Raw genomic sequence first — 20503 nt, forward strand, 5'->3', positions numbered from 1 at the left:
AACTCAAAAATTGTAAATTAATGATAAAAATTAAAATCTCGAATTCGATCTTTAAATTTTGTAAATTTAACAAAAACTCGGATTATTCCGATAGTGAATATTACAAGAAACATTCATCATCTATCTCATTATTTGGGGCAAAATGGAGATTTGATTCGAAAGAAATCTATTTCAAGTGCTCAATCTAATTTGTTTATTCAATTAAAATCAGGTCGGTTTAATTCGGTTTTCAATCCTGTTTGTCTTGGCGGCACGTTTCATGTCGTCTGGCCTCGGCTTATTTGTCTGACATGGTGCGTAATTGCGGAAAGTGCCCGTGTGGCACGGGATCGCAGTGCATGCATGAGCCAGCTAGGCGGGGCAGGGAATAAAAAAAAATAAAAATGGAAACCGAGGGCCGATCACGCGGAGAAGGAAATGGGCAAGCGTGTATGGCAGTCGGCGGCGGGGGCCGCATCGATGCTGTGGTTCACGGCTGTTGCGGCCGGTCAATTGACCGGTGCGATGCAAGTCAATTTGCAGGTCAACCGCGGTTGTGAGATCGCCGGCATCGCGGGGCGCACCGATTTCGGCCGCCTTGATTTCGGCGCGCATGGCCCGGTCTGGAACGATTATCTGACCGCCGACGGCAATGCGACATCGAATGGCGCAGTGCGCGTCGTTTGCAGTCCCGATGTGCGGGGCTTCCTGGTATCGCTCGACGCCGGCCGCAACGGCGATCAATCGAGTCGCTATCTCGTTCAGCGCGACGCGGGCGGACGCGTCGTCGGCCGGATTCCGTACAACGTGTACCGCGATGCGGCACGTAGTGTTCCCTATGTCCCGATGCTACCGCAATCGTTTCTTGTCGACGGACGGCAAGACGACGTGACGCTGCCGATCTTCGGCGTCGTCAACGGCATGACCCGCGCGGTGCCGTCCGGCAATTATGAGGATTTGCTCGGAATCACGCTCGATTGGTGATTCGGAGCAGGTAAAGCAGTAGCAGTAACTGTTCATTTTTACTACCCAGAAGGAAAAACCACATGAAAGCTCACTGGAAAGCTTGGGCGGCCGTCGCCTGTCTGTCTGCCTGCGCGGGTGTGCAAGCCCAAACCAGCCGGCTCACCGGTACGGTCAATGCAAAGCTTGTGCTGACGACGGGTTGTGCGGTCGATGCAGGCGGCGGCTCGGTTAGCGGGACGAATTTCGGCACGCTCGATTTCGGCACGCAGCCGAGCGGCTTCACCGGCTCGCTCAACGCGACCGCCACGGGCGGCGGCTCGACGACGGCGCAGGTGACGTGCTCGCCGGACGTCACGTCGATTCAAGTCACGGTCGACGGTGGCCAAAACGCATCGAAGGGCACGGGCATCGGCTCGGGTACGCGTGCACTCGCGAACGGTACGAGCTATGTGCCTTACGAGGTTTATGCGGACGCGGGTCATTCGAAGCAGTACATCGCAGGCACGGCGCAAGCGGTTGCAGTGCCGACGCCGGGCGCGGCGTTCCAACTGCCGGTGTATGGCGTCGCGAACAAGACGAGTACGTCTGCGCTTGCAGCAGGCACTTATACCGATGTGCTGAACGTCACGCTCGGCTGGTAAGCGGCGACTCGTCATCCAGCCAAGCCTTGCGGCTCGCGAGCGAGCCGTAAGGCAATCCCAGTTTTCCCGATTTCGGTGTCCCGATCGTCATGTCGACTCTACAACGCGCGATTCTCCTGTTAGGCATTGCAACACTGCCCGTCGGCGGCAACGCCGATACGCTGCTGCCCAGAACCCAGACCTTCACGGTCAGCGCGCAAATCGTCGCGGGTTGTGGCGTCGCGGGCGGTGGCGCATCGAGCGGGCTGAATTTCGGCACGCTCGACTTCGGCACGTATCCGGCCGTCGCGACCGGTCAGGCGACAGCGTCGGTCGGCAGCGGCGCGGTGCAGATCGAATGCTCACCTGGTTCGACGCTAAAAATGACGATCGACGGAGGTGCGCATGCCAGCACGGGCAATACGCAACGCAATCTTGCGAGCGGCAATGCGCGGATCGCATACCGGTTGTATTCGGATCCGGGCCGCACACAGGCGATTGCGATTGGGCAGGCGGTATCGGTGCCCGTCTCCGGAACGATCACGTTGCCGATTTATGGTGCGCTGACACTTCCGGGCAATGGTGTTCCGGCAGGCACCTATACGGACACCGCACAGGTCACGCTCAGTTATTAATAATTAGGAATACGTGATGAATGTTTCGATATCGCCGGCCGGACCGGCGCGCTTCGGCGGCTTTTTACGTCGTGCGGCGCTTTGCGCGGCGATGGCGATGGTGTTCACCGCCGGTCACGCTTACGCGGCCGCGTCCGTGATGATCTGGCCGATCGATCCCGTGATCGATAGCGATCAGAACGCGGCAGCGCTCTGGCTCGAGAACCGCGATCGGCAGCCGGTGACGCTGCAGGTGCGTGTGCTCGGCTGGCGCGAGGAGAACGGCGAAGACCTCTACGACGAAAACCAGACACGTATCGCGGGTAGCCCGCCGATGGCGACCGTGCCGCCGGGCAAACGGCAGTTGATTCGTCTGACGCGCACCGCCGAGGTTGCGCCCGGCACGGAAGAGGCTTATCGCGTACTGATCGACGAGATTCCACAACCCGAGGATACGCAAGCCGCATCGAGCGGCTCGTCGCTCGGCGTCAAATTCCAGATGCATTACTCGGTGCCGCTCTTCGTTTACGGCAACGGCTTGTGGGCAAAGGAGAACCCGGAGAAGCGCCGCGATCCCGCAACGGCCGGCCGTCCGAGCTTGAGCTGGCACGTTGCGCAGGATGGCGGCAAGCGCTGGCTCGTCATGTCTAACCGTGGCCCAGTGCATGCACGGCTCACACATGTGACGTTCGAATCGAACGGCGTGCGCTCCGATTTTGCGCGTGGCCTGCTTGGATACGTGCTACCCGGCGCTCAGATGCGTTGGGTGATTCCGGAAGGCATGAAACTCAATTCGGAATCCAAACTGGCCGCCACCGTCAACGGTGTGGCCGATCTTGCGATCGATGTGGATAGCGCGGCGGCAGGCCGGTGATTTGCATTACGACACAAGCGACGACGTCGATACGGGGATATGCGTTGAAGCGTACTTACACACGAATGACCGGAAGACAAAGGCCGCCGCGCTTGCGCTCGGCAGCATGGGCGGTCGGCCTGGCGTTTGCGGCGGCAACCGGCGCGCGCGCGGATGAGCCGGTGACGCTCGCGGATAATTTCAGCCGCGCATTGCCACCCGCATCGGGGGCGGCGAAGCAGGGCACGCTGTACCTGGAGCTCGTCGTCAATGAACTGTCGACGGGCCGGATCGTTCCAGTTCGCTATCGGGATGGCGCGTATTTCGTGCGCGCGGGCGATCTTGCGCAGGCTTCGGTGCGCACGAACGCCGATCCGGATACGCTGGTCGATCTCGCGAAACTCGACGGCGTGGAAGTCGAATACGAAAGCGCCGAACAGCGCTTAAAACTCACCGTTCCGGCGGATTGGCTTCCGTCGCAAACGATTGGTTCGCGGCGGCTCTATGATCGCACGCCCGCGGCGGTAAATTTCGGCATTCTATTCAATTACGATATTTACACGAGTTCGCCGACCCTCGGCACGAGCTATACGTCAGCCTGGACCGAAGCGCGCATGTTCGACAAGTGGGGCACGGTGACGACCACAGGCGTTTATCGGCGCGATTACGGCGGCAACGGCGGCATCGCGAGCAACCGCTATCTGCGTTACGACACCACCTGGCGCTATTCGGACCAGGACCGGATGCTGACCTATACGGCGGGCGACTTGGTCACGGGAGCCCTATCGTGGAGCAGCGCGGTGCGATTGGGCGGCGTATCGATCGAGCGCAACTTCAGGGTGCGGCCCGACATCGTGACGTACCCGCTGCCGCAGTTCTCCGGACAGGCCGCGGTACCCACCGCCGTCGATCTTTTCATCAACGGCAGCAAAACGACGTCGGGACAGGTCAATCCCGGGCCGTTTACGCTGAACAATGTGCCGTTCATCAACGGGGCAGGCGAGGCGACTGTCGTGACCACCGATGCGCTCGGCCGTCAGGTTGCGACGACGATACCGTTCTACGTGGCGAATACGCTGCTGCAAAAAGGATTGTCGGATTATTCGCTATCGGTCGGCGCAATGCGGCGCGATTACGGTATTCGTTCGTTCTCTTATGGAAAGTTCGCCGTGTCCGGTACCGCACGCTACGGCTTGACCGACTATCTGACGATCGAAGGGCATGCCGAAGGCGGCGAGCGTCTCGCGCTCGGCGGCGTGGGCTTCGATCTCGGTGTTGGCATGTTCGGCGTGTTCAATTTCGCGGCAACGCAAAGCAGTTTCGCGGGCGCGTCTGGCCAACAGTACGCCTTCGGCTACAGCTATTCGTCGCAGCGTGCGAGCTTGTCGTTGCAACGAATCCAGCGCACCGGAAATTACGGCGATCTGTCAGTTTACGATTTGCCTTCCGATGTTCGCTATCGGCTCGTGCGCAGCAGCACGCAGGCGACCGGCGCGTTGAATCTCGGCGCGATCGGCGGCACGCTCGGCGCCGGATATTTCGATGTGCGCGGGATGGACGGCTCGCGCACGCGGATCGCGAATCTGTCGTATACACGGCCGATTTTCAATCGCGCGACGATTTACGCATCGCTCAACAAGACGATCGGCGAGCGCAGCGTCGCGGCGCAAGTGCAGCTCATTTTGCCGTTCGGCGACAAGGGCGTCGTGACCGGTTCGGTGGCGCGCGACGAGCGCAACAATTGGAGCGAGCGCGTGCAATACAGCCGCAGCGTGCCAAGTGACGGTGGTTTCGGCTGGAATCTTGCCTATGGAGGCGGCAATTCGCATTATCAGCAAGCGGACGCGACCTGGCGCAACCGTTACTTCGAGGTGCAGGGCGGTGCTTACGGATACGGCGGCGGACAATCGTATACGCGCTGGGGCGAGGTGCAGGGCTCGCTGGTTGTGATGGACGGGGCAGTCATGCCCGCGAACCGGGTCGACGACGCGTTCGTGCTGATCAGCACGCAAGGCCGCAAGGGCGTGCCGGTGCGCTACGAGAATCAGCTCGTCGGGGCGACGGACGGCAGCGGTCACCTGCTTGTGCCTTGGGCGCCTTCGTACTATGCCGGCAAGTACGAAATCGATCCATTGGGATTGCCAAGTAATATGCGGGTGCCTGTCGTCGAGCGTCGCGTTGCCGTGCGCGAACGTGCCGGCGCACTGGTGTCTTTCCCGGTCGAGAAAATCGTATCGGCGCGCATCGCGCTCGTGGATGGCAGCGGCAAGCCGCTCAAGGTCGGCGCACGCGTGCTGCACGAGGAGAGCGGCCAGACCGCGCTCGTCGGCTGGGGTGGCGAAACTTATTTCGAGGGCTTGTCGGCCGTCAATCATCTGCGCGTGACGCTGCCGGGCGGCGGTCAATGCCGGGCAATGTTCGACACAGACGTGAATGCAGCGCAGATGAACCGCGTCGGTCCGCTCGGTTGCAGTGAATAACGATCAGTTACCGATGAATATGTTTAATAAATTTCTCCGTCACCTCGCAATCTCGATCGTTGCGCTCACCATGCTCGGACCCTTGCGGGCGATCGCGGCAGACTGCTCGCTCGTCGCCGCGACTCCGGCATCGTTCGGCTCGGTTACGTCGTTCAACGTCGCGAGTCAGCCGCAATCGACGTCGACTACGAACGTCGGCATGACTTGCCCCGGTGCTTTCCTCGGGCTGATTTCGCTCGGCAACAGAATCAGCGGGACGGTGATGTCGGCGAACGGGCTGAAGCTGGTCAGTTCGACCGGCGATTCGATTCCCTATTCGCTGTATCAAGACTCTTCATACAGTAAGCAGATTACGTTGGGCACGACCTACGACTGGTATAGCACTCAATGGATCAGCATCGGTGGAAGCGCGTCGTCGTCTTCGGCGCTGCCGCTTTATTTCCGAACCGCGCCGGGCAGCAACGTCGCCGCGGGGACGTATACGGACACGCTGACGATCAACTGGGACTGGCACGTATGCACAGGCATTGCAATCTTGATTTGCCTCGGATGGAGTAATGGCAGCGGCTCGACCGTCGTACCCGTGACGCTGACCGTGACGAACGACTGCGTGATCGTCGCGCCGAACGTGAACTTCGGCTCCGCGCCATCGGTCGGGAGTTTCCAAGCCGTCACGGGCAATCTGTCGCTGACCTGCACGAAGGGCATGGTCTATACGGTCGGTTTGAGCCCGGGGGCGAATCCGGCCGCGAACGGACGCCGGCAAATGGCCAATGGCACGAACCGATTGCAATACGACATCTATAGTTCGGGCGGCAGTACTGTATGGGGACAAGCGACGAATCGTGTCGGCAGCGGTACGGCAGCTAACGGCCAGGCCGCGCAGCAGTTTCCCTACACCGCGAAAATCTATACAGATCAATCGACTCCTGCTGTCGGGACGTATACCGATAGCGTGATCATCGACGTGCGTTATTAGCTTTGGGTACACCGAAGCGGTGATGAATGAATGTTCAGTGACCGACGAGATGCGTATTCCGGCCAGGTTCCAGGTGAGATAACAACATGAGAAGCGACGGCTTTTGCAGGCGCAAATTCTGCCGACGCATCCTGATGGGCGTCGTGACCGCGCTGCTCGCGGTGTGGACGTCATCGCAGGCTTCGGATCCGATCATGGTGTCCTCGGCGAGCGTGAAAACGCCCTGCGAGAAAACGTTGCTTCACCCTTGGCTATGGTGGAGCAGCAATGTATTGATCGTACTGTTGTGCTTTGGCTGGACACAGCACAATTTGCGGCGTTTGCGGGCTTCGTTGAATGCGAGCCGCGGCGCGCTCGCGGTGGCGAGCCACGAACTGCGCGGCCCCGTCGACAGCATGCTCGCGCTCGTCGACGTACTGACGGCTCGGCCGCCGGCAGCCGAGCAGCAGCGCCTGCTGGGGCTGATGCAGGAGTCCGGGCAATCGCTTGTGCGGGTGTTGAACGATTTGCTCGATCACGCGAATCTCGAGGCGGGGCAGTTTGCGATCGAACCGGTCCATATCGATCTGCGCGAGCTGACTGACAGCGTGACCGCGCTGCTGGCGGCGCGGGCGCGCCGCAAGGGCTTGCGTATCGGCTTGCATATCGACGAGGACGTGCCGGCCGTCGTGTTGACGGACGGCAATCGGTTGCGGCAGATTCTCGTCAATCTCATCGGCAATGCCATCCGGTATACGGAGCGTGGCAGCGTGTCGGTGCGCTTGAGCGTGACGGACGATTGCGGTGATGCTCTCACCATCGTCGCGGCCGTGGTTGATACGGGCATCGGGATCGCCGCCGAAGACCTGCCGAAACTTTTCACGCCGTTCGTGCGCGGCACGAGGGCGCGCGATGCGCAGCCGGCCGGATCTGATGCCGAGCAGGGGTCCGGGCTCGGACTCACGGTCGCACGCAAGCTCGCGCGGCTGCTCGGCGGAGAGGTCACGCTGACGAGCGAGGTGGGGCGCGGCACGGTCGCGACGATGAGCATCCGTTGCGGGGTCGTTGCGCGCGGCTATCAGCCCGATGCGTTGACGGGGCGCATCTTGGCGATCGATGTCGCCGATGCCGGGCTCGCGGCGGCCCTGAGCGCATATGCGCGCGCGGCCGGCATGCGGCTCGCGGGGTGTGGCACCCGAGGCGTCGATGCGGTGCTATGCGACGACGCCCGCGTGGCCGCTTGGCCGCCGTCCATTGGCCGGATCGGCGTGATGATGTCGGCGGCCCCAGAGGAGGAGGCCGAAGGCAGCGCGCCGGTGCGTCTCGATTGCAATCCGCCCGGCTGGCGCGCGTTCGTCGCGAGCTTGCGCGCGGTGCTCGACGCGCGCGACGTGGTGCGCATACATGCTGCGCCTGCGCGGCCCGCGGCGCTTTCGTATCGGGTGCTGGTCGTCGACGATCAAGCGATGAACCGTCTCGCGATGCGCTACCGGCTCGACGCATTGGGCCATCATGCGCATTTGTGCAACGGTGGCGACGAAGCGCTGCGCACGCTCGAGAAGCAGGCGTTCGACATCGTGCTGACCGACTGCCGGATGCCGGGCCTCGACGGCCTGGCGCTTGCCGAATCGATCCGCGCGCATCCGGATCCGCGGGTGCGTGCGACACCGGTGGTCGGCATGACGGCGCTGGCATCGCAAAGCGATGCCGCGCGTTGCGTGGATGCCGGCATGGTGAGCTGCATTGGCAAGCCGGTGACGCTCGAGCGGCTCGAGCGCGCGCTTGTCGAGGCGATCGAACCGGCTCCCGTATTGCGCTTCGATCCGGCGCTGATCGAGCGCAACACCTTGCTGAAGGTATTCGGTGCATCGCGTGCCGATCTTCCCGCGTTCGAAGCAATTGCGCGCGCATGCCACGATTCGCTCGAGCGCGATCGCGACACGCTGATGCGCCATCTTGGAGATGGTCTGTCCGAGCAAACGTTGCGCGCGTGGTGCCACGCGGCGCGTGGTACGTTCAGTCTGTTTGGTCAGGCGCATGTCGACGAACTGCTGGACGTATTTCATCAACTGCTCGCAGCCGACGATGCACGCGCGGTGCGCAGCGAGGCGCGGGAAGTGCTGGCGATGGTGGGTTATCTGCTGAGCTGTGTCGAGTATCCTGCACAGTGGCGCGATGACGATGATTCAAAAGGAGAAAATTGAATGAGCGTTCAAGTGTTGATCGCGGACGACCATCCGCTCGTGCTGCTCGGTATTCGCCATGCATTGGCGGAGGGGCTCGACGTGTCGATCGTAGGCGAGGCGCACGATCCGGCCGAATTGTTTGCGTTGCTCGAGTGCACGCAGTGCGATGTCGTCGTCACCGATTTCGCGATGCCCGACAAGCCGGTCGCCGACGGGCTAGACATGCTGAACGCGATTCGCGAGCGCCATCCGTCGGTTCGTGTCGTCGTGCTGACGATGCTCGACAATCCGCGCTTGATACAGACGATGCGGCAGGCAGGCGCGCTCGCGGTGCTGAGCAAGCGCGGCGATCTGGACGAGCTGCCGCGCGCGGTCGCCGTCGCGAGCGAGGGGCGGCCGTATATCGGCCCGCAGGCGGCCGCTACGGCGGGTATCGCGTTGCGCGAAGCGGATGCCATGCGGCCGTTGAGTCCGCGCGAGGTCGAGGTGGTGCGCCTGTGCGCGGCGGGCATGACGATGACCGCTATCGCACACCGCTGCGGCCGCAGCATCAAAACCGTCAGTACACACAAGCACAATGCGATGGGCAAGCTCGGCCTGCGCTCCGACGCCGATCTGTTCATGTATGCGTCGGAGAACGGGCTGGTGTAGCGGCGTGCCGGTTTGCGCGCGGCGCCCGCGTTGCCACGCATGAAAAAAGGGCGGCCGAAGCCGCCCGGTTCAGCGATACAGCCCTGCCGAATCGCTCAATTGCCCGTCGACAGCGTCAGCGCGTTCGTCAGATCGCCCATCGCCTTGCCGCCGTTTGCGACGAGCGCGGCGTCGCGCTGTTGCAGGCCCGGCAGCGTCGGCAGCGAGAAGCGCCGCGTGATGAAGCGCAGGATCGATGCGGTGTCGTATTGCGTATGATCGACGAAGCCCTGCTTCGCGAACGGTGAAACGATGATCGCCGGAATTCGCGTGCCCGGGCCCCAACGGTCGCCCTTCGGCGGGCCGACGTGATCCCAGAAGCCGCCGTTCTCGTCATACGTGACGATGACGACCATATTGTTCCACTGCGGGCTCTTTTGCAGATGCGAGATGACATCGGCGATGTGCTGGTCGCCCGATGCGACGTCCGTGTAGCCCGGGTGCTCGTTCAGATTGCCCTGCGGCTTGTAGAACGTCACTTGCGGCAGTTTGCCCGAATCGATCGCCTGGAGGAAGGCCGCGCCGTTCTGGCCGCCGTCGAGCAGGTGCTGCGCGCGGCTCGCGGTGCCGGGAGCCTGGTTCGCATAGTAGTTGAACGGCTGGTGGTGCGGCTGGAAGTTCGGCGCCGACAGGTTCGGGCCGTAGATCACGTTCGACTGGCCGCTTTGCGCGGCTTGCAGTGCCTGGTTCCAGGCGCCGCCGTACCAGGCCCACGAAATGCCGGCGTTGGTCAGCAGATCGCCGATGTTCTGCTGCGTCTGCGGCGGCAGCGTCGACGGGTTCGACGGATCGGCGAGATTCGGATCGCCGCCCTTCGCGGCCGCGTTGCCGCTCGGCTGGTACGGCGGCTGCATCGTGTTGACCGCATAGAAGTCAGGCGTGAGGCCGCCCGATTTCACGAACTTCGGCGGGCCCGACAGCGCGGAGGCAGGCGAGTTCGCGGCGGTGGTGAGCGTCACGCCGTCCGGGTTGACGACGGAGATCTGGCTGGCGGCCGGGCTCTTGTCGGCGTTCGGGTAGTACGGCGCGCACGCGCAGATCAGATATTGGTGGTTCAGGAACGAGCCGCCGAACGCGCCCATGAAGAAGTTGTCGGCGAGCGTGTACTGCTGCGCGAGCTTCCAGAGCGGCAGCTTCGACGGGTCCGGCGTGTAATGGCCCATGACGAGGCCGCCCGCATCGGACCACGCGGCGAACTTGTCGTTCTTGCCGCCGTCGATCTGCATCTGGTTTTCGTAGAAGCGGTGGACGAGGTCGCGCGTCGTCACGCTCATCGGCGTGTTGAAGCCGTTGGGATCGTCGATCGCGAACGGCTGGTTCGGCAGGTTGGCCGTCATCGCTTCCGTGATCGTGGGCGTCACGCCCGTCGCGGTCAGACCGCCCCAGACCTTCGGCAACGTGGCGAGCTTCGTGCCGTCGCGGTCGAGCTGCGTGGCGGCCGACGCATTCTGCAGGCCGTTGGCGCCCGGGAAATTGCCGTACAGGTTGTCGAAGCTGCGGTTTTCCGCGTAAATCACGACGACATTCTTAACCGCCGACAGGCCGGGCGACGTGACGTCGTCTCCACCGCACGCGCTCAGCCCGAGGGCAACCGCGAGCGCGATCGGGGTCACGCGAATCCAGTGCTTGTTCATCTGCTTTCTCTCTTGTCGCGAGGTGAGGGTATTGATGTGGGGCGGGCTGGCGCGATGAGTCCATCGCAGTGTGTGCATCGCAGCGTCCGGCATGAACGCCGATCGACAGCCGGCGGCCAGAATTGTGTAAGGCGCATTTGACAACCACATGTTGCGTCGCTTTCTTTATGCTTTCATTTAATGTCATCGAAGCGTCATTTTCATGACATACGCTCGCGCCTTTGTCACTTGCTACTGCCGAACCGATGATGCGCTATCCGCTGCGATCTGTTTTACCGAGCCGTCGGTTGTTCGCCGCGCTTCGCACGGTGGCCGCAGCCGGGGTGATCGCGGCGGGCGCCGCGGGGTGCGATGCGAACGGCCCCGCGGCGACGGGCCCGGCCGCGGCGGCGAGCGGGGCGTTAGCCGCCTCGGCCGCCTCGGATGCGCCGGCGGTGCGCTCCGATGCGCCCGTCGTCGTCGACGGCCAGCCGCAGACACGCGCGCAGGTGTACGAAGGCGTGAAGCAGATGACGGAGCTTGGCCGGCAGATCTTCTTCGATCCGTCGCTGTCGGGCTCCGGCAAGCTGGCTTGCGCGTCGTGCCATAGCCCGCAGCACGGCTTCAGCGCGCCGAACGCGCTCGCCGCGCAATTCGGCGGCGACGATATGCGCCAGCAAGGTTTTCGTTCGGTGCCGACGCTGAAGTATCTGCAAGCGGTGCCCAAGTTCAGCGAGCATTACCACGAGTCGGACGACGAAGGCGACGAGAGCGTCGACGCCGGCCCGACCGGCGGCCTGACCTGGGACGGCCGCGCCGACAGCGGCGCACAACAGGCGCGTGCGCCGCTCACGTCGCCGTTCGAGATGAACAGCACGCCCGCGAAGGTCGCGCGGGCGGTGCGTGCGGCACCCTACGCGCAGGCGTTTCGCACCGCATTCGGCGCGCAGGTATTCAACGACGACGCCGCCACGTTCGCGGCGGTACTCAAGGCGCTCGAGACATTCGAGCAGAAGCCCGAGGTGTTCTATCCGTACACGAGCAAGTACGATGCATATCTCGCAGGCCATGCGACGCTGACCGATGCCGAGTTGCGCGGCCTCAAGGTGTTCAACGACGAGACGAAGGGCAACTGCGCGAGCTGCCATGTCAGCAAGCGCGGGCTTGACGGCACGCCGCCGCAGTTCAGCGATTTCGGCCTGATCGCGTTGGGCGTGCCGCGCAACCGCGAGCTTGCGGTGAATCGCAATCCGAAGTTCTATGATCTCGGCGCGTGCGGGCCGGAGCGTCAGGATTTGAAGGGCCGTGACGAGTTTTGCGGCCTGTTTCGCACGCCGACGCTGCGCAACGTCGTCCTGAAGAAATCGTTCTTCCACAACGGTATCTATCATTCGCTCGAAGACGTGCTGCGCTTCTATTCGGAGCGCGACACGAATCCGGAGAAGTTCTATCCGGTAAAGCACGGCGTCGTTCAGAAATTCGACGATCTGCCCAAGCGCTACTGGAAGAATCTGAACGACGAAGCGCCGTTCGACCGCAAACGCGGCGATGCGCCGGTGCTGACCGACGCGGAAATCCAGGACGTGATCGCGTTCCTCGGTACGTTGACCGACGGCTACGATCCGCATGCGCCAGCCGCGCACGGCGGCCACTGATTCGATGCGACGGGGCGCGAATGCAGCGGCGCCCGGCGCAGCGCTCGGATAGGCGGCGCGTGCGGCCGATCGCCACGCGCGCTGCTGGCGCGCGCCGAATGGCGCGGCGTTGCGCGCCGTCGATAAACGTCACTTCCTGTCAGATCGGTTTCAAATGCGTGTGGTTGCAGTTATCCTTGAGCGCTTGTCCGGCGCGCGGCCGTGCTCGCACGCCGGCACTCGATCGCTTCCCTAAGGAGAACACCATGACGATGCGAGCCTCTGTCTCGATTTTCGCGCGCGCACTGGCGAGCGCCGTATGCGCAACGGCCGCGTTTGGCGCACACGCGCAGAACAACCTGAACTTCTTGACCGACACGCCGATCAGCTATTTCAGCAAGGCCGACACCGCATCGTTGGGCAAGGCCGTGCAGAAAGTCCGGGACGAAGGCAAGGACGGCGAGACCGTCGATTGGCAGAACGACGGCAGAGGCACGAAGCTCGCGGCGAAGCTCACGCCGAGCACGACCGAGCAGGGCGCACGCACGTGCCGTGAGATCACGACGGTCATCGAGGCGAAGGGGCAATCGATGACGCTCAAGCCGCTGTTCTGCAAGAGCGCGGCGGGCAAGTGGCTGCTGCAAAAGCGTTGACGCGCCGATCGCGATGAAGCCGCTTGCCCGGCCGCGCACCGTATCGTGCGGGGTCGTGCTGCTCGATTCGGCCGGCCGTGTGCTGCTCGCGCACGCGACCGACACGACGCACTGGGATATCCCGAAAGGGCAGAGCGAGCCCGGCGAGACCGAGCAGCAGGCGGCGCTGCGCGAGCTTGTCGAGGAGACGGGCATCGTGCTCGCGCCTGGGCGGCTGACGGATCTCGGTCGCTTCGTCTATCGGCCCGACAAGGATTTGCATCTGTTCGCCGCGCGCGCGGCCGTGCACGAAACGGATCTGTCGCGCTGCGTCTGCACGTCGATGTTCCCGAGCCGTCGCGACGGCTCGATGATTCCCGAGATGGACGCCTTCCGCTGGACTGAGCCCGGCGAGGTGAGCGCGTATGCCAGCCGCAGCCTTGCACGGCTGTTTCGCACGACGCTGTCGCTCGAACAGTTGCATGGGCGGCTGCCGCGCTGAAGCAGGCATGCGCAGCACACTGTGCTATCGGCACGCCGTTGCCGCAGTCGTTTGCGAATCGTTCGTCCGGTGGCGCTATGCGGCGCGGGCGAACCTGCGCCGCAAACGGCAACGCCCGGCTGCCGAGCCGGGCGTTGCTTATCGCATGCAATGCGAATCGGCTGCCGTCAGGCCGGCTTGCCCCAGCTGTCGCGCAAGCCGACGATCCGGTTGAACACCGGCTGGCCCGGCTTCGAGTCGTGGCGATCGGCGACGAAGTAGCCGTGGCGCTCGAACTGATAGCGCGCCTCCGGCGCCGCCTCGCGCGCACCCGGCTCCAGATATGCGCGCACGATCTTCTTCGAATTCGGATTCAGCGCGTCGAGGAAGTTGCGTCCGCCCGCGTCCGGGTGCGGTTCGTTGAACAGACGGTCGTAGATCCGCACTTCAGCCGCGTAAGCATGCTCGGCGCTGACCCAATGGATGTTGCCCTTGACCTTGTAGTTGTTCGCGCCTTCGGTGCCTGACTTGCTGTCCGGGAAGTAGTTGCAGTGAACGGCGATCACGTTGCCGTGCTCGTCCTTGTCGAAGCCCGTGCATTCGACGACGTAGCCGTAGCGCAATCGTACCTTGTTGCCTGGGAACAGCCGGAAATAGCCCTTCGGAGGATGCTCGGCGAAATCCTCGCGCTCGATCCACAGCTCGCGCGAGAGGGGGAATGTGCGCTGCCCGCGCTCCGGATGATGCGGATGCACGGGCGCCGTGCAGGCTTCGGTCTGGCCTTGCGGGTAATTGTCGATGACGAGCTTGAGCGGATCAAGCACGGCCACCGTGCGCGGCGCCTTGTCGTCGAGATCGTCGCGCAGCGCACCTTCGAACACGCTCATGTCGATCCACGAATCCACCTTCGTCACGCCGATGCGCTCGCAAAACAACTGGATGCTCTGCGGCGTGAAGCCGCGGCGCCGCACGCCGACAATCGTCGGCATACGCGGATCGTCCCAGCCGTCGACGTGGCCTTCGGTCACGAGTTGGAGCAGCTTGCGCTTGCTCGTGACCGCATAGGTGAGATTGAGCCGCGAAAATTCGATTTGCTGCGGCAGCGGGCGCGTAAACACGCCGGCTTGCGCGAGTTCGTTCAACACCCAGTCGTACAGCGGCCGATGATCTTCGAATTCGAGCGTGCACAGCGAATGGGTGATGTGCTCGAGCGCGTCCGAGATGCAGTGCGTGTAGTCGTACATCGGGTACACGCACCACTTGTCGCCCGTGCGGTAGTGATGCGCATAGCGGATCCGGTAGAGCACCGGATCGCGCAGGTTCATGTTCGGCGAGCCCATGTCGATCTTCGCGCGCAGCACGTGGGCGCCTTCTTCGAATTCGCCCGCCTTCATCCGGCGGAACAGGTCGAGGTTTTCTTCCGGCGTGCGCTCGCGAAACGGCGACGGCTTGCCCGCCTCGGTCAGCGAGCCGCGGTTCGCGCGCATTTCGTCGGCGCTTTGGCTATCGACATAGGCGCGGCCGCGCTGGATCAGCAGTTCGGCGAATTCGTACAGTTTGTCGTAGTAGTCGCTCGCGAAATATTGATGATCGACGCCGTCCTTGCTCCAGTCGAAACCGAGCCAGCGCACCGCGTCGATGATCGAGTTCACGTACTCGAAGTTTTCCTTTTCCGGATTCGTGTCGTCGAAGCGCAGATGGCACACGCCGCCGTAATCGCGCGCGACGCCGAAATTCAGACAGATGCTCTTCGCGTGGCCGATATGAAGATAGCCGTTCGGCTCGGGCGGAAAGCGCGTCTCGACCCGGCCGCCCCATTTGTTCGTGCGGTTGTCGTCGTCGATGATGTTGCGGATGAAATTGGCTGGCGCGGCGGCGTCGTTGTGTTCGGTGCTCATGCGAAACGGGACAGAAAAAGGAAGGGCGCGCGTGGCATGGCGCCGGAATTTGTCAATTCTACCTGACGGAGGTCGCGGCGGCGCAGCGCGCAAGGTGAGCGCGCCGCGCCGCCGGCGTATCGAGGCTGTTCGGGGCTGTAACAGGAGGTAAATCGCTTTGCCGGGCGGATTCGGCTTTTTTAAGATGCGCTCACTCGGAATCATCCCGCCGCGCGGTGCCACGCGCGGCAGTGCTAGCAGAGATCCACGCATCATGAAAACCAACAAGACCCGTCTGTTCGTGCGCGCCACTGTGATCGCCGTTGCGATTGCCAGCCTGAGCGCCTGTGCAATGAATCGCACGCAACGTAATGCCGGCATCGGCGCGGCCGCGGGCGGCGCACTCGGCTATCTGATCACGGGCGGCCCGCTCGGCACGGTCGCGGGTGCGGCCGCGGGCGGTCTCGTCGGCGCGGGCGTGCGCTGAGCGGGCGTCGCGGCGCGCCTTATCGACCTCTGACGATTGCCGGCTCCCGTGGCGGTGCGCCGGCTTTCCGGCGGGCCGACGCGCCCCTCGGATGGCGCGCGGCGTGCCGGTGACAGCAGGCGGCGTCGATGCGCCCGGTGGCACGATGCAACGCAGCGGTGTTGCCGTGGGCATATCGGCAACGGCTCGTCATTGCCATATCGGCTGGCCGTCGATAGGGCGGATGAATCTCCCGAGCCCGAGCATGCCGGAGCGCCGTTCCCGGCGTATCCCAGCGTATCCCGCGCGGCGCTGAGGCGCTGCCCGTCGAGCAGACGTATTCGCTTTCGGATCGACACATCCGAATCACGCCCTTCGAGCGCCGCCCCCGGATCGGCGCTTCAACCGGCTTTTCGGCCGGCCGTTCACGTTCGATCAATCAGCCGTTCGGATAGGCCGCCGCGAGCAGGTTCGCGCGCAGCGCGCCGAACTGCGCGTACATGTCGTGCACGAGATACAGATCGCGGCGACGGGTCCAAGCCTGGCCGGACTGGGGATCGTACAACGTCGGCAGCGCGACTTCGGCCGCCGCGGCCGCGTTCATTCCGCGTGCGCGCGACGTCTGGATGCAGCGCTTCGCATGGTCGCGGTGGCCGACCACTGCGACGCTGCCCATCGCGGCGGCATTGCCTTCGAGCGCGACGATCGCGGCCGCCACGCCGTCGGTGCTCAGATACGAGACGGTGCCATCGGCCGCGATCACCGGCTCGATCGAATGCACGTCGGTCATTTGGTATTTCGACGCAAGAAAGCGGGCGATTTCCCACTGCGCATAGACCTTGACCGGCTTCAATTGGCGAATTCTGTAGACGGCGTCCGCGAGCGCTTCGTTGACGGGGCCGGGGTCGGGCAGCGCGTTCTGGCTGCCGCCGTTGGCCGGCGTGTTGCCGCTCGCCGCGTTCGGACGATTGCCGAAGCTGTACGCGACGATCCGGTTGATCTGCGCGGCGGGGACCGTCGGCAGATCCCACGTGAAACCGATGTCCATCAAATACGGCTCGACGGTCGCCGCGCTTGCCGCGTCGTTCAGCTGTGCGGTCAGCTTGCCGAGCATTTGCCGCTTGAGTTCGGCGTCGCTGGGCGCGGCTTGCGCGATGCTGTCGTTGCACGCGCTGAGGATCGTGCTGGCGAGCGGCAGCGCGGCGGCGGCGGATGATGAAGAAAGCAGGAAGGTGCGGCGCGACGGCATCGAAATACCTCGAATCGGCTGTGGAAAGGGCCCCTTTTTACCGTCGGGTTATGACGGCAGAATGTTCGCGATGCCCCGGCGCGCGCCGCAAGCGTCAGACGATCCCCTTGTCGCGCAGCGCGGCGATTGCCGCGTCGCCATAGCCGAGCAGCTCGCGCAACACCGTGTCGGTATGTTCGCCGAGCAGAGGCGGCGCGGTGCGCGCATCGGGCGGCGTCGCGCTCATGCGGATCGGATTGCGCACGAGCCTGGCCGTCGCGCCGCTCGGGTGCGGCAGCTCGATCTGCATGCCGCGCGCGCGGATCTGCTCGTCGTCGAACACTTCGGCCAGATCGTTGATCGGCCCGCACGGCACGCCGGCCGCTTCGAGCGCGTCGAGCCACGCGCGCTTGCTGCGCGTCTTGGTCATCTCGGCGAGGATTGGCACGAGCGTGTCGCGGTGCTGCACGCGCGCGGGATTCGTCGCGAAACGAGGATCGTCGGCAAGCTCGGCGCGGCCGCCCGCGTCGACGAACTTGCGGAATTGGCCGTCGTTGCCAACCGCGACGATGATCCAGCCGTCGCTCGTCTCGAACGTCTGGTACGGCACGATGTTCGGATGCGCGTTGCCCCAGCGCACGGGCGGCTTGCCGCTCGTGAGGAAGTTCGTGTTCATGTTCGCGAGCAGCGCGACCTGCACGTCGAGGAGCGCCATGTCGATATGTTGGCCGGCGCCGGTGCGCTCGCGGTGCGCGAGCGCGGCAAGAACCGCGATCGCCGCGTACAGGCCGGTTGCGAGATCGGCGATCGCCACGCCGGCTTTCTGCGGGCCGCCGCCCGGCAGCGCGTCGCGCTCGCCGGTGATGCTCATGAAGCCGCCGATGCCTTGGATGATGAAGTCGTAGCCCGCGCGGTGCGCATACGGCCCGGTCTGGCCGAAGCCCGTCACCGAGCAGTAGATCAGATCGGGCTTCACCGCTTGCAGCGATGCGTAGTCGAGCCCGTACTTCGCGAGTTGACCGACCTTGTAGTTCTCGAGCACGACGTCGCATTGCGCGGCCAGCTCGCGGACGATCCGCTGGCCTTCGGGCGTTGCGATATCGACTGTCACCGAGCGTTTGTTGCGGTTCGCGGCGAGATAGTACGCAGCTTCGCCGGTCTCGGCGCCATCGGGCGTTTTCAGGTACGGCGGGCCCCAATGCCGGGTGTCGTCGCCGAGCCCGGGGCGCTCGACCTTGATCACGTCGGCGCCGAAATCGGCGAGCGTCTGGGCGCACCACGGACCCGCAAGCACGCGGCTCAAGTCCAGCACGCGGATATGGCTCAAGGCTCCCATCGTCGGTTCGTCTCCTTTGATTGGCTGGCGGGGCGCGCTCGATAGCGGCGTCCGCCCGATTGGCGGGATCGTCGCATCTTAAAGCGATTCGCGGCCGGCTGCCGCAGCAATCTGCCAACGGCGCCGGAAACCGCGCGTGCGCGCCCGGCCTGCGGGTAGCCGCAGGCCGGTTCGACATCAAGCCGGACGCCGGCCTACGCGTGGCGGCCGCTAAATCGGTCCACGATTTTTTGGAACAGCGCCAGCAGCTCTTGTGCATTTTTTTGGGTCGAGCTTTCGTGCTGGAAGTTGACGCGAATGGTCGCGATTTCTGTGTTCTGCACTGTCTCGTATGCGACGTTCGTTGCGTCGTCTGCTGCCCGGGCCGTCACGTCGAACTTGATGCGCCCGCTATTGACGAGCGGCGTGACCTGGTTGATCAAATCGGGTTGCAGGTTGTTGATCTGAATGGAAAGCAGCGCCTTGTCGAGGTTGTGGCGCTCCATCTTTCCGCCAAGCGCATAGCTGCCCGCGATGGCGCTCTTGGGCAGCGGATAAATCGCTCCGGGCCGTTCGGGCGATCGATCGTCGGTCGAGCGCCGCAGTTCCTGGTTCAATTCGCCGCTGTGGCTATCCGGCCGCGGATGTTTGGTGGGCGGCTCGCCGTGGCCGTTGCTTTCCGGCTGCGGGCGTTTTTGCGCACCGGAGGCTTTCAGCAGCGATGCCAGAACCTCGTCGAGCCGACGGTCTTGGGTCACCTGCAAATCCTTCGCATAGATCAGCAGATTTTCGCGAGCCCGCTGCAGCAGCGCCGGGTTGTCGTGGAGCTGCCGCAGCCGGTCCTCGGCCAATTGCAACCTGCCTTCGAGCTGCGTGAGCTGGAGCGTCAGCGCCCGGCGTTCCTCGGCCGGCGGTTCCGGATGGAGGTGCGGGTCCGGCGCGGGGTTCTCCAGGTCTTGCCGCGCGCGCGTCACATCTCCCAGCGTCCGCCGGATTGCCCGCCAGGCAGCGGGAATGTCGCGCTGAATCTGGGGGGCCGAGCGCAGTGCCAATTGGGCGCGGGCGATGTCCGTCTGCGCTTGCATCGCCGCGTCCCGGATTTGCGTCAACGTCCGCTGGGCTTGCTCCACCTCGGCTTGATCGATTTGCTGATCATGGGCGCGCGCCCCGACCTGCATGCGGACGATTTGCTCGCCGAGTTGACGGAAATTGTTTTGCACGCCCTGGGCTCGAGTGATGGTTTGGGCGACTTGATCGACCGTGTCCAGGATCGGCGCGACCTGGCCGTCGATGGCCTGGGTGCCCTGATGGATGGCGATTTGCGCCTGGCGCACCAAGGGATTGCGTATGGTCTGACGAAAGCCTTGCCAGATATAGCTCGAGCCGTCCCGTTTGGGGCGTGGTACGTCAGCCGTCCGGGCGGATTCATGTGCCGGCGGCGCCGATGCGTGTGACGCTGCCGCAGTGGCGGTGTCATGGGCGGCGCCCGCGGCATGGGCGGTTTTTCCCGTGAACGGCGCTGCCGACACGTTTTGCTTCAGACGTCCCGCCACATCGTGCATCACACCCCGCACCGCGCGATCGGATGCGCTGCGACTCGCTTGATCGTCAGAGGCGGGCGGACGGCCCGGTTGATACGTGAGCGGGACGATACGGTCTGGGCGGCTGTTCGAGTCCGTTGCCGTGAACATTGATTAGGAACCTCCAAGAAGCATTCGTTTCGTATTTCCCTTTTGCCGAGGGCAAACCCGGCTCAGGGAGCAAAGCGGGCAATGCTAGTTCGTCGCAGCGACGAAGCCGTGCTGTTTTCTGAAATGGACGCCATTCACCCGAAAGCGCGAATGCCGGAGACAGGCGCGTGCCGATTGCTCGGATATCGACACGTAGCGGCCGAGGGGGCGGTTAACGGAG

General features: G+C 63.8%; 17 protein-coding genes. 12 read left to right on the forward strand and 5 right to left on the reverse strand.

Going from position 1 to position 20503, the window contains the following annotated elements; genetic code table 11:
* The first annotated feature begins 417 nt into the window (after nucleotides 1-417).
* From BSIN_RS08605 to BSIN_RS08640, 8 genes are all read left to right on the forward strand, one after another.
* A complete protein-coding gene (locus BSIN_RS08605; protein WP_089340173.1) occupies nucleotides 418-963 on the forward strand; it encodes a Csu type fimbrial protein in 546 nt (181 codons plus the stop codon).
* Nucleotides 964-1025: 62 nt separating this feature from the next.
* The gene (locus BSIN_RS08610; protein WP_089340174.1) at nucleotides 1026-1586 is read left to right on the forward strand and encodes a Csu type fimbrial protein; all 561 of its coding nucleotides are present in this window, start codon (nucleotides 1026-1028) and stop codon (nucleotides 1584-1586) included.
* 89 nt (nucleotides 1587-1675) lie between these two features.
* Nucleotides 1676-2200, forward strand: a complete 525-nt coding sequence (locus BSIN_RS08615) for a Csu type fimbrial protein (protein ID WP_069234644.1) — start codon at nucleotides 1676-1678, stop codon at nucleotides 2198-2200.
* Nucleotides 2201-2216: 16 nt separating this feature from the next.
* A complete protein-coding gene (locus BSIN_RS08620) occupies nucleotides 2217-3053 on the forward strand; it encodes a fimbrial biogenesis chaperone (protein ID WP_089340175.1) in 837 nt (278 codons plus the stop codon).
* A gap of 65 nt (nucleotides 3054-3118) precedes the next feature.
* A complete protein-coding gene (locus BSIN_RS08625; protein WP_089340176.1) occupies nucleotides 3119-5512 on the forward strand; it encodes a fimbria/pilus outer membrane usher protein in 2394 nt (797 codons plus the stop codon).
* A gap of 13 nt (nucleotides 5513-5525) precedes the next feature.
* Nucleotides 5526-6491, forward strand: coding sequence for a Csu type fimbrial protein (locus BSIN_RS08630; RefSeq protein ID WP_089340177.1), 966 nt, complete (start codon nucleotides 5526-5528; stop codon nucleotides 6489-6491).
* An 86-nt stretch (nucleotides 6492-6577) separates the two neighbouring features.
* On the forward strand, nucleotides 6578-8674 hold the full coding sequence (locus BSIN_RS08635; RefSeq protein ID WP_089340178.1) for an ATP-binding protein: 2097 nt from the start codon (nucleotides 6578-6580) through the stop codon (nucleotides 8672-8674).
* A complete protein-coding gene (locus BSIN_RS08640) occupies nucleotides 8675-9307 on the forward strand; it encodes a response regulator (RefSeq protein WP_089340179.1) in 633 nt (210 codons plus the stop codon).
* A 95-nt stretch (nucleotides 9308-9402) separates the two neighbouring features.
* Here the strand turns inward: BSIN_RS08640 and BSIN_RS08645 are convergent, their stop codons facing one another.
* On the reverse strand, nucleotides 9403-10980 hold the full coding sequence (locus tag BSIN_RS08645; protein ID WP_069234641.1) for an acid phosphatase: 1578 nt from the start codon (nucleotides 10978-10980) through the stop codon (nucleotides 9403-9405).
* Between the two features lie 245 nt (nucleotides 10981-11225).
* On the opposite strand from BSIN_RS08645, the gene BSIN_RS08650 reads away from it, so the two are divergent.
* The 3 genes from BSIN_RS08650 (at nucleotide 11226) to BSIN_RS08660 (ending at nucleotide 13727) form a co-directional block, all read left to right on the forward strand.
* Entirely contained in the window at nucleotides 11226-12614 is a 1389-nt protein-coding gene (locus BSIN_RS08650) for a cytochrome-c peroxidase (protein WP_369828161.1), read from the forward strand.
* A 245-nt stretch (nucleotides 12615-12859) separates the two neighbouring features.
* Entirely contained in the window at nucleotides 12860-13246 is a 387-nt protein-coding gene (locus BSIN_RS08655) for a hypothetical protein (RefSeq protein WP_059514160.1), read from the forward strand.
* A 13-nt stretch (nucleotides 13247-13259) separates the two neighbouring features.
* Nucleotides 13260-13727, forward strand: coding sequence for an NUDIX hydrolase (locus tag BSIN_RS08660; RefSeq protein ID WP_089340180.1), 468 nt, complete (start codon nucleotides 13260-13262; stop codon nucleotides 13725-13727).
* 167 nt (nucleotides 13728-13894) lie between these two features.
* On the opposite strand, the gene BSIN_RS08665 is transcribed toward BSIN_RS08660, so the two are convergent.
* Complete coding sequence (locus BSIN_RS08665; protein ID WP_069234638.1) at nucleotides 13895-15604, reverse strand: glutamine--tRNA ligase/YqeY domain fusion protein; 1710 nt, start codon at nucleotides 15602-15604, stop codon at nucleotides 13895-13897.
* A 253-nt stretch (nucleotides 15605-15857) separates the two neighbouring features.
* Between BSIN_RS08665 and BSIN_RS08670 the strand changes: the two genes are divergently transcribed.
* The gene (locus tag BSIN_RS08670) at nucleotides 15858-16070 is read left to right on the forward strand and encodes a YMGG-like glycine zipper-containing protein (RefSeq protein WP_082709859.1); all 213 of its coding nucleotides are present in this window, start codon (nucleotides 15858-15860) and stop codon (nucleotides 16068-16070) included.
* A gap of 418 nt (nucleotides 16071-16488) precedes the next feature.
* Here BSIN_RS08670 and BSIN_RS08675 read toward each other — a convergent pair whose 3' ends face one another.
* The 3 genes from BSIN_RS08675 to BSIN_RS08685 all read right to left on the reverse strand — a co-directional run bounded on the left by BSIN_RS08675 (nucleotide 16489) and on the right by BSIN_RS08685 (nucleotide 20283).
* A complete protein-coding gene (locus BSIN_RS08675; protein WP_059513677.1) occupies nucleotides 16489-17298 on the reverse strand; it encodes a hypothetical protein in 810 nt (269 codons plus the stop codon).
* 94 nt (nucleotides 17299-17392) lie between these two features.
* The gene (locus BSIN_RS08680; RefSeq protein ID WP_059513675.1) at nucleotides 17393-18613 is read right to left on the reverse strand and encodes a CaiB/BaiF CoA transferase family protein; all 1221 of its coding nucleotides are present in this window, start codon (nucleotides 18611-18613) and stop codon (nucleotides 17393-17395) included.
* Nucleotides 18614-18807: 194 nt separating this feature from the next.
* A complete protein-coding gene (locus BSIN_RS08685) occupies nucleotides 18808-20283 on the reverse strand; it encodes a hypothetical protein (RefSeq protein ID WP_143757385.1) in 1476 nt (491 codons plus the stop codon).
* Nucleotides 20284-20503: the final 220 nt, after the last annotated feature.

It is taken from the genome of Burkholderia singularis (assembly GCF_900176645.1).
Classification (GTDB): Bacteria; Pseudomonadota; Gammaproteobacteria; order Burkholderiales; family Burkholderiaceae; genus Burkholderia; species Burkholderia singularis.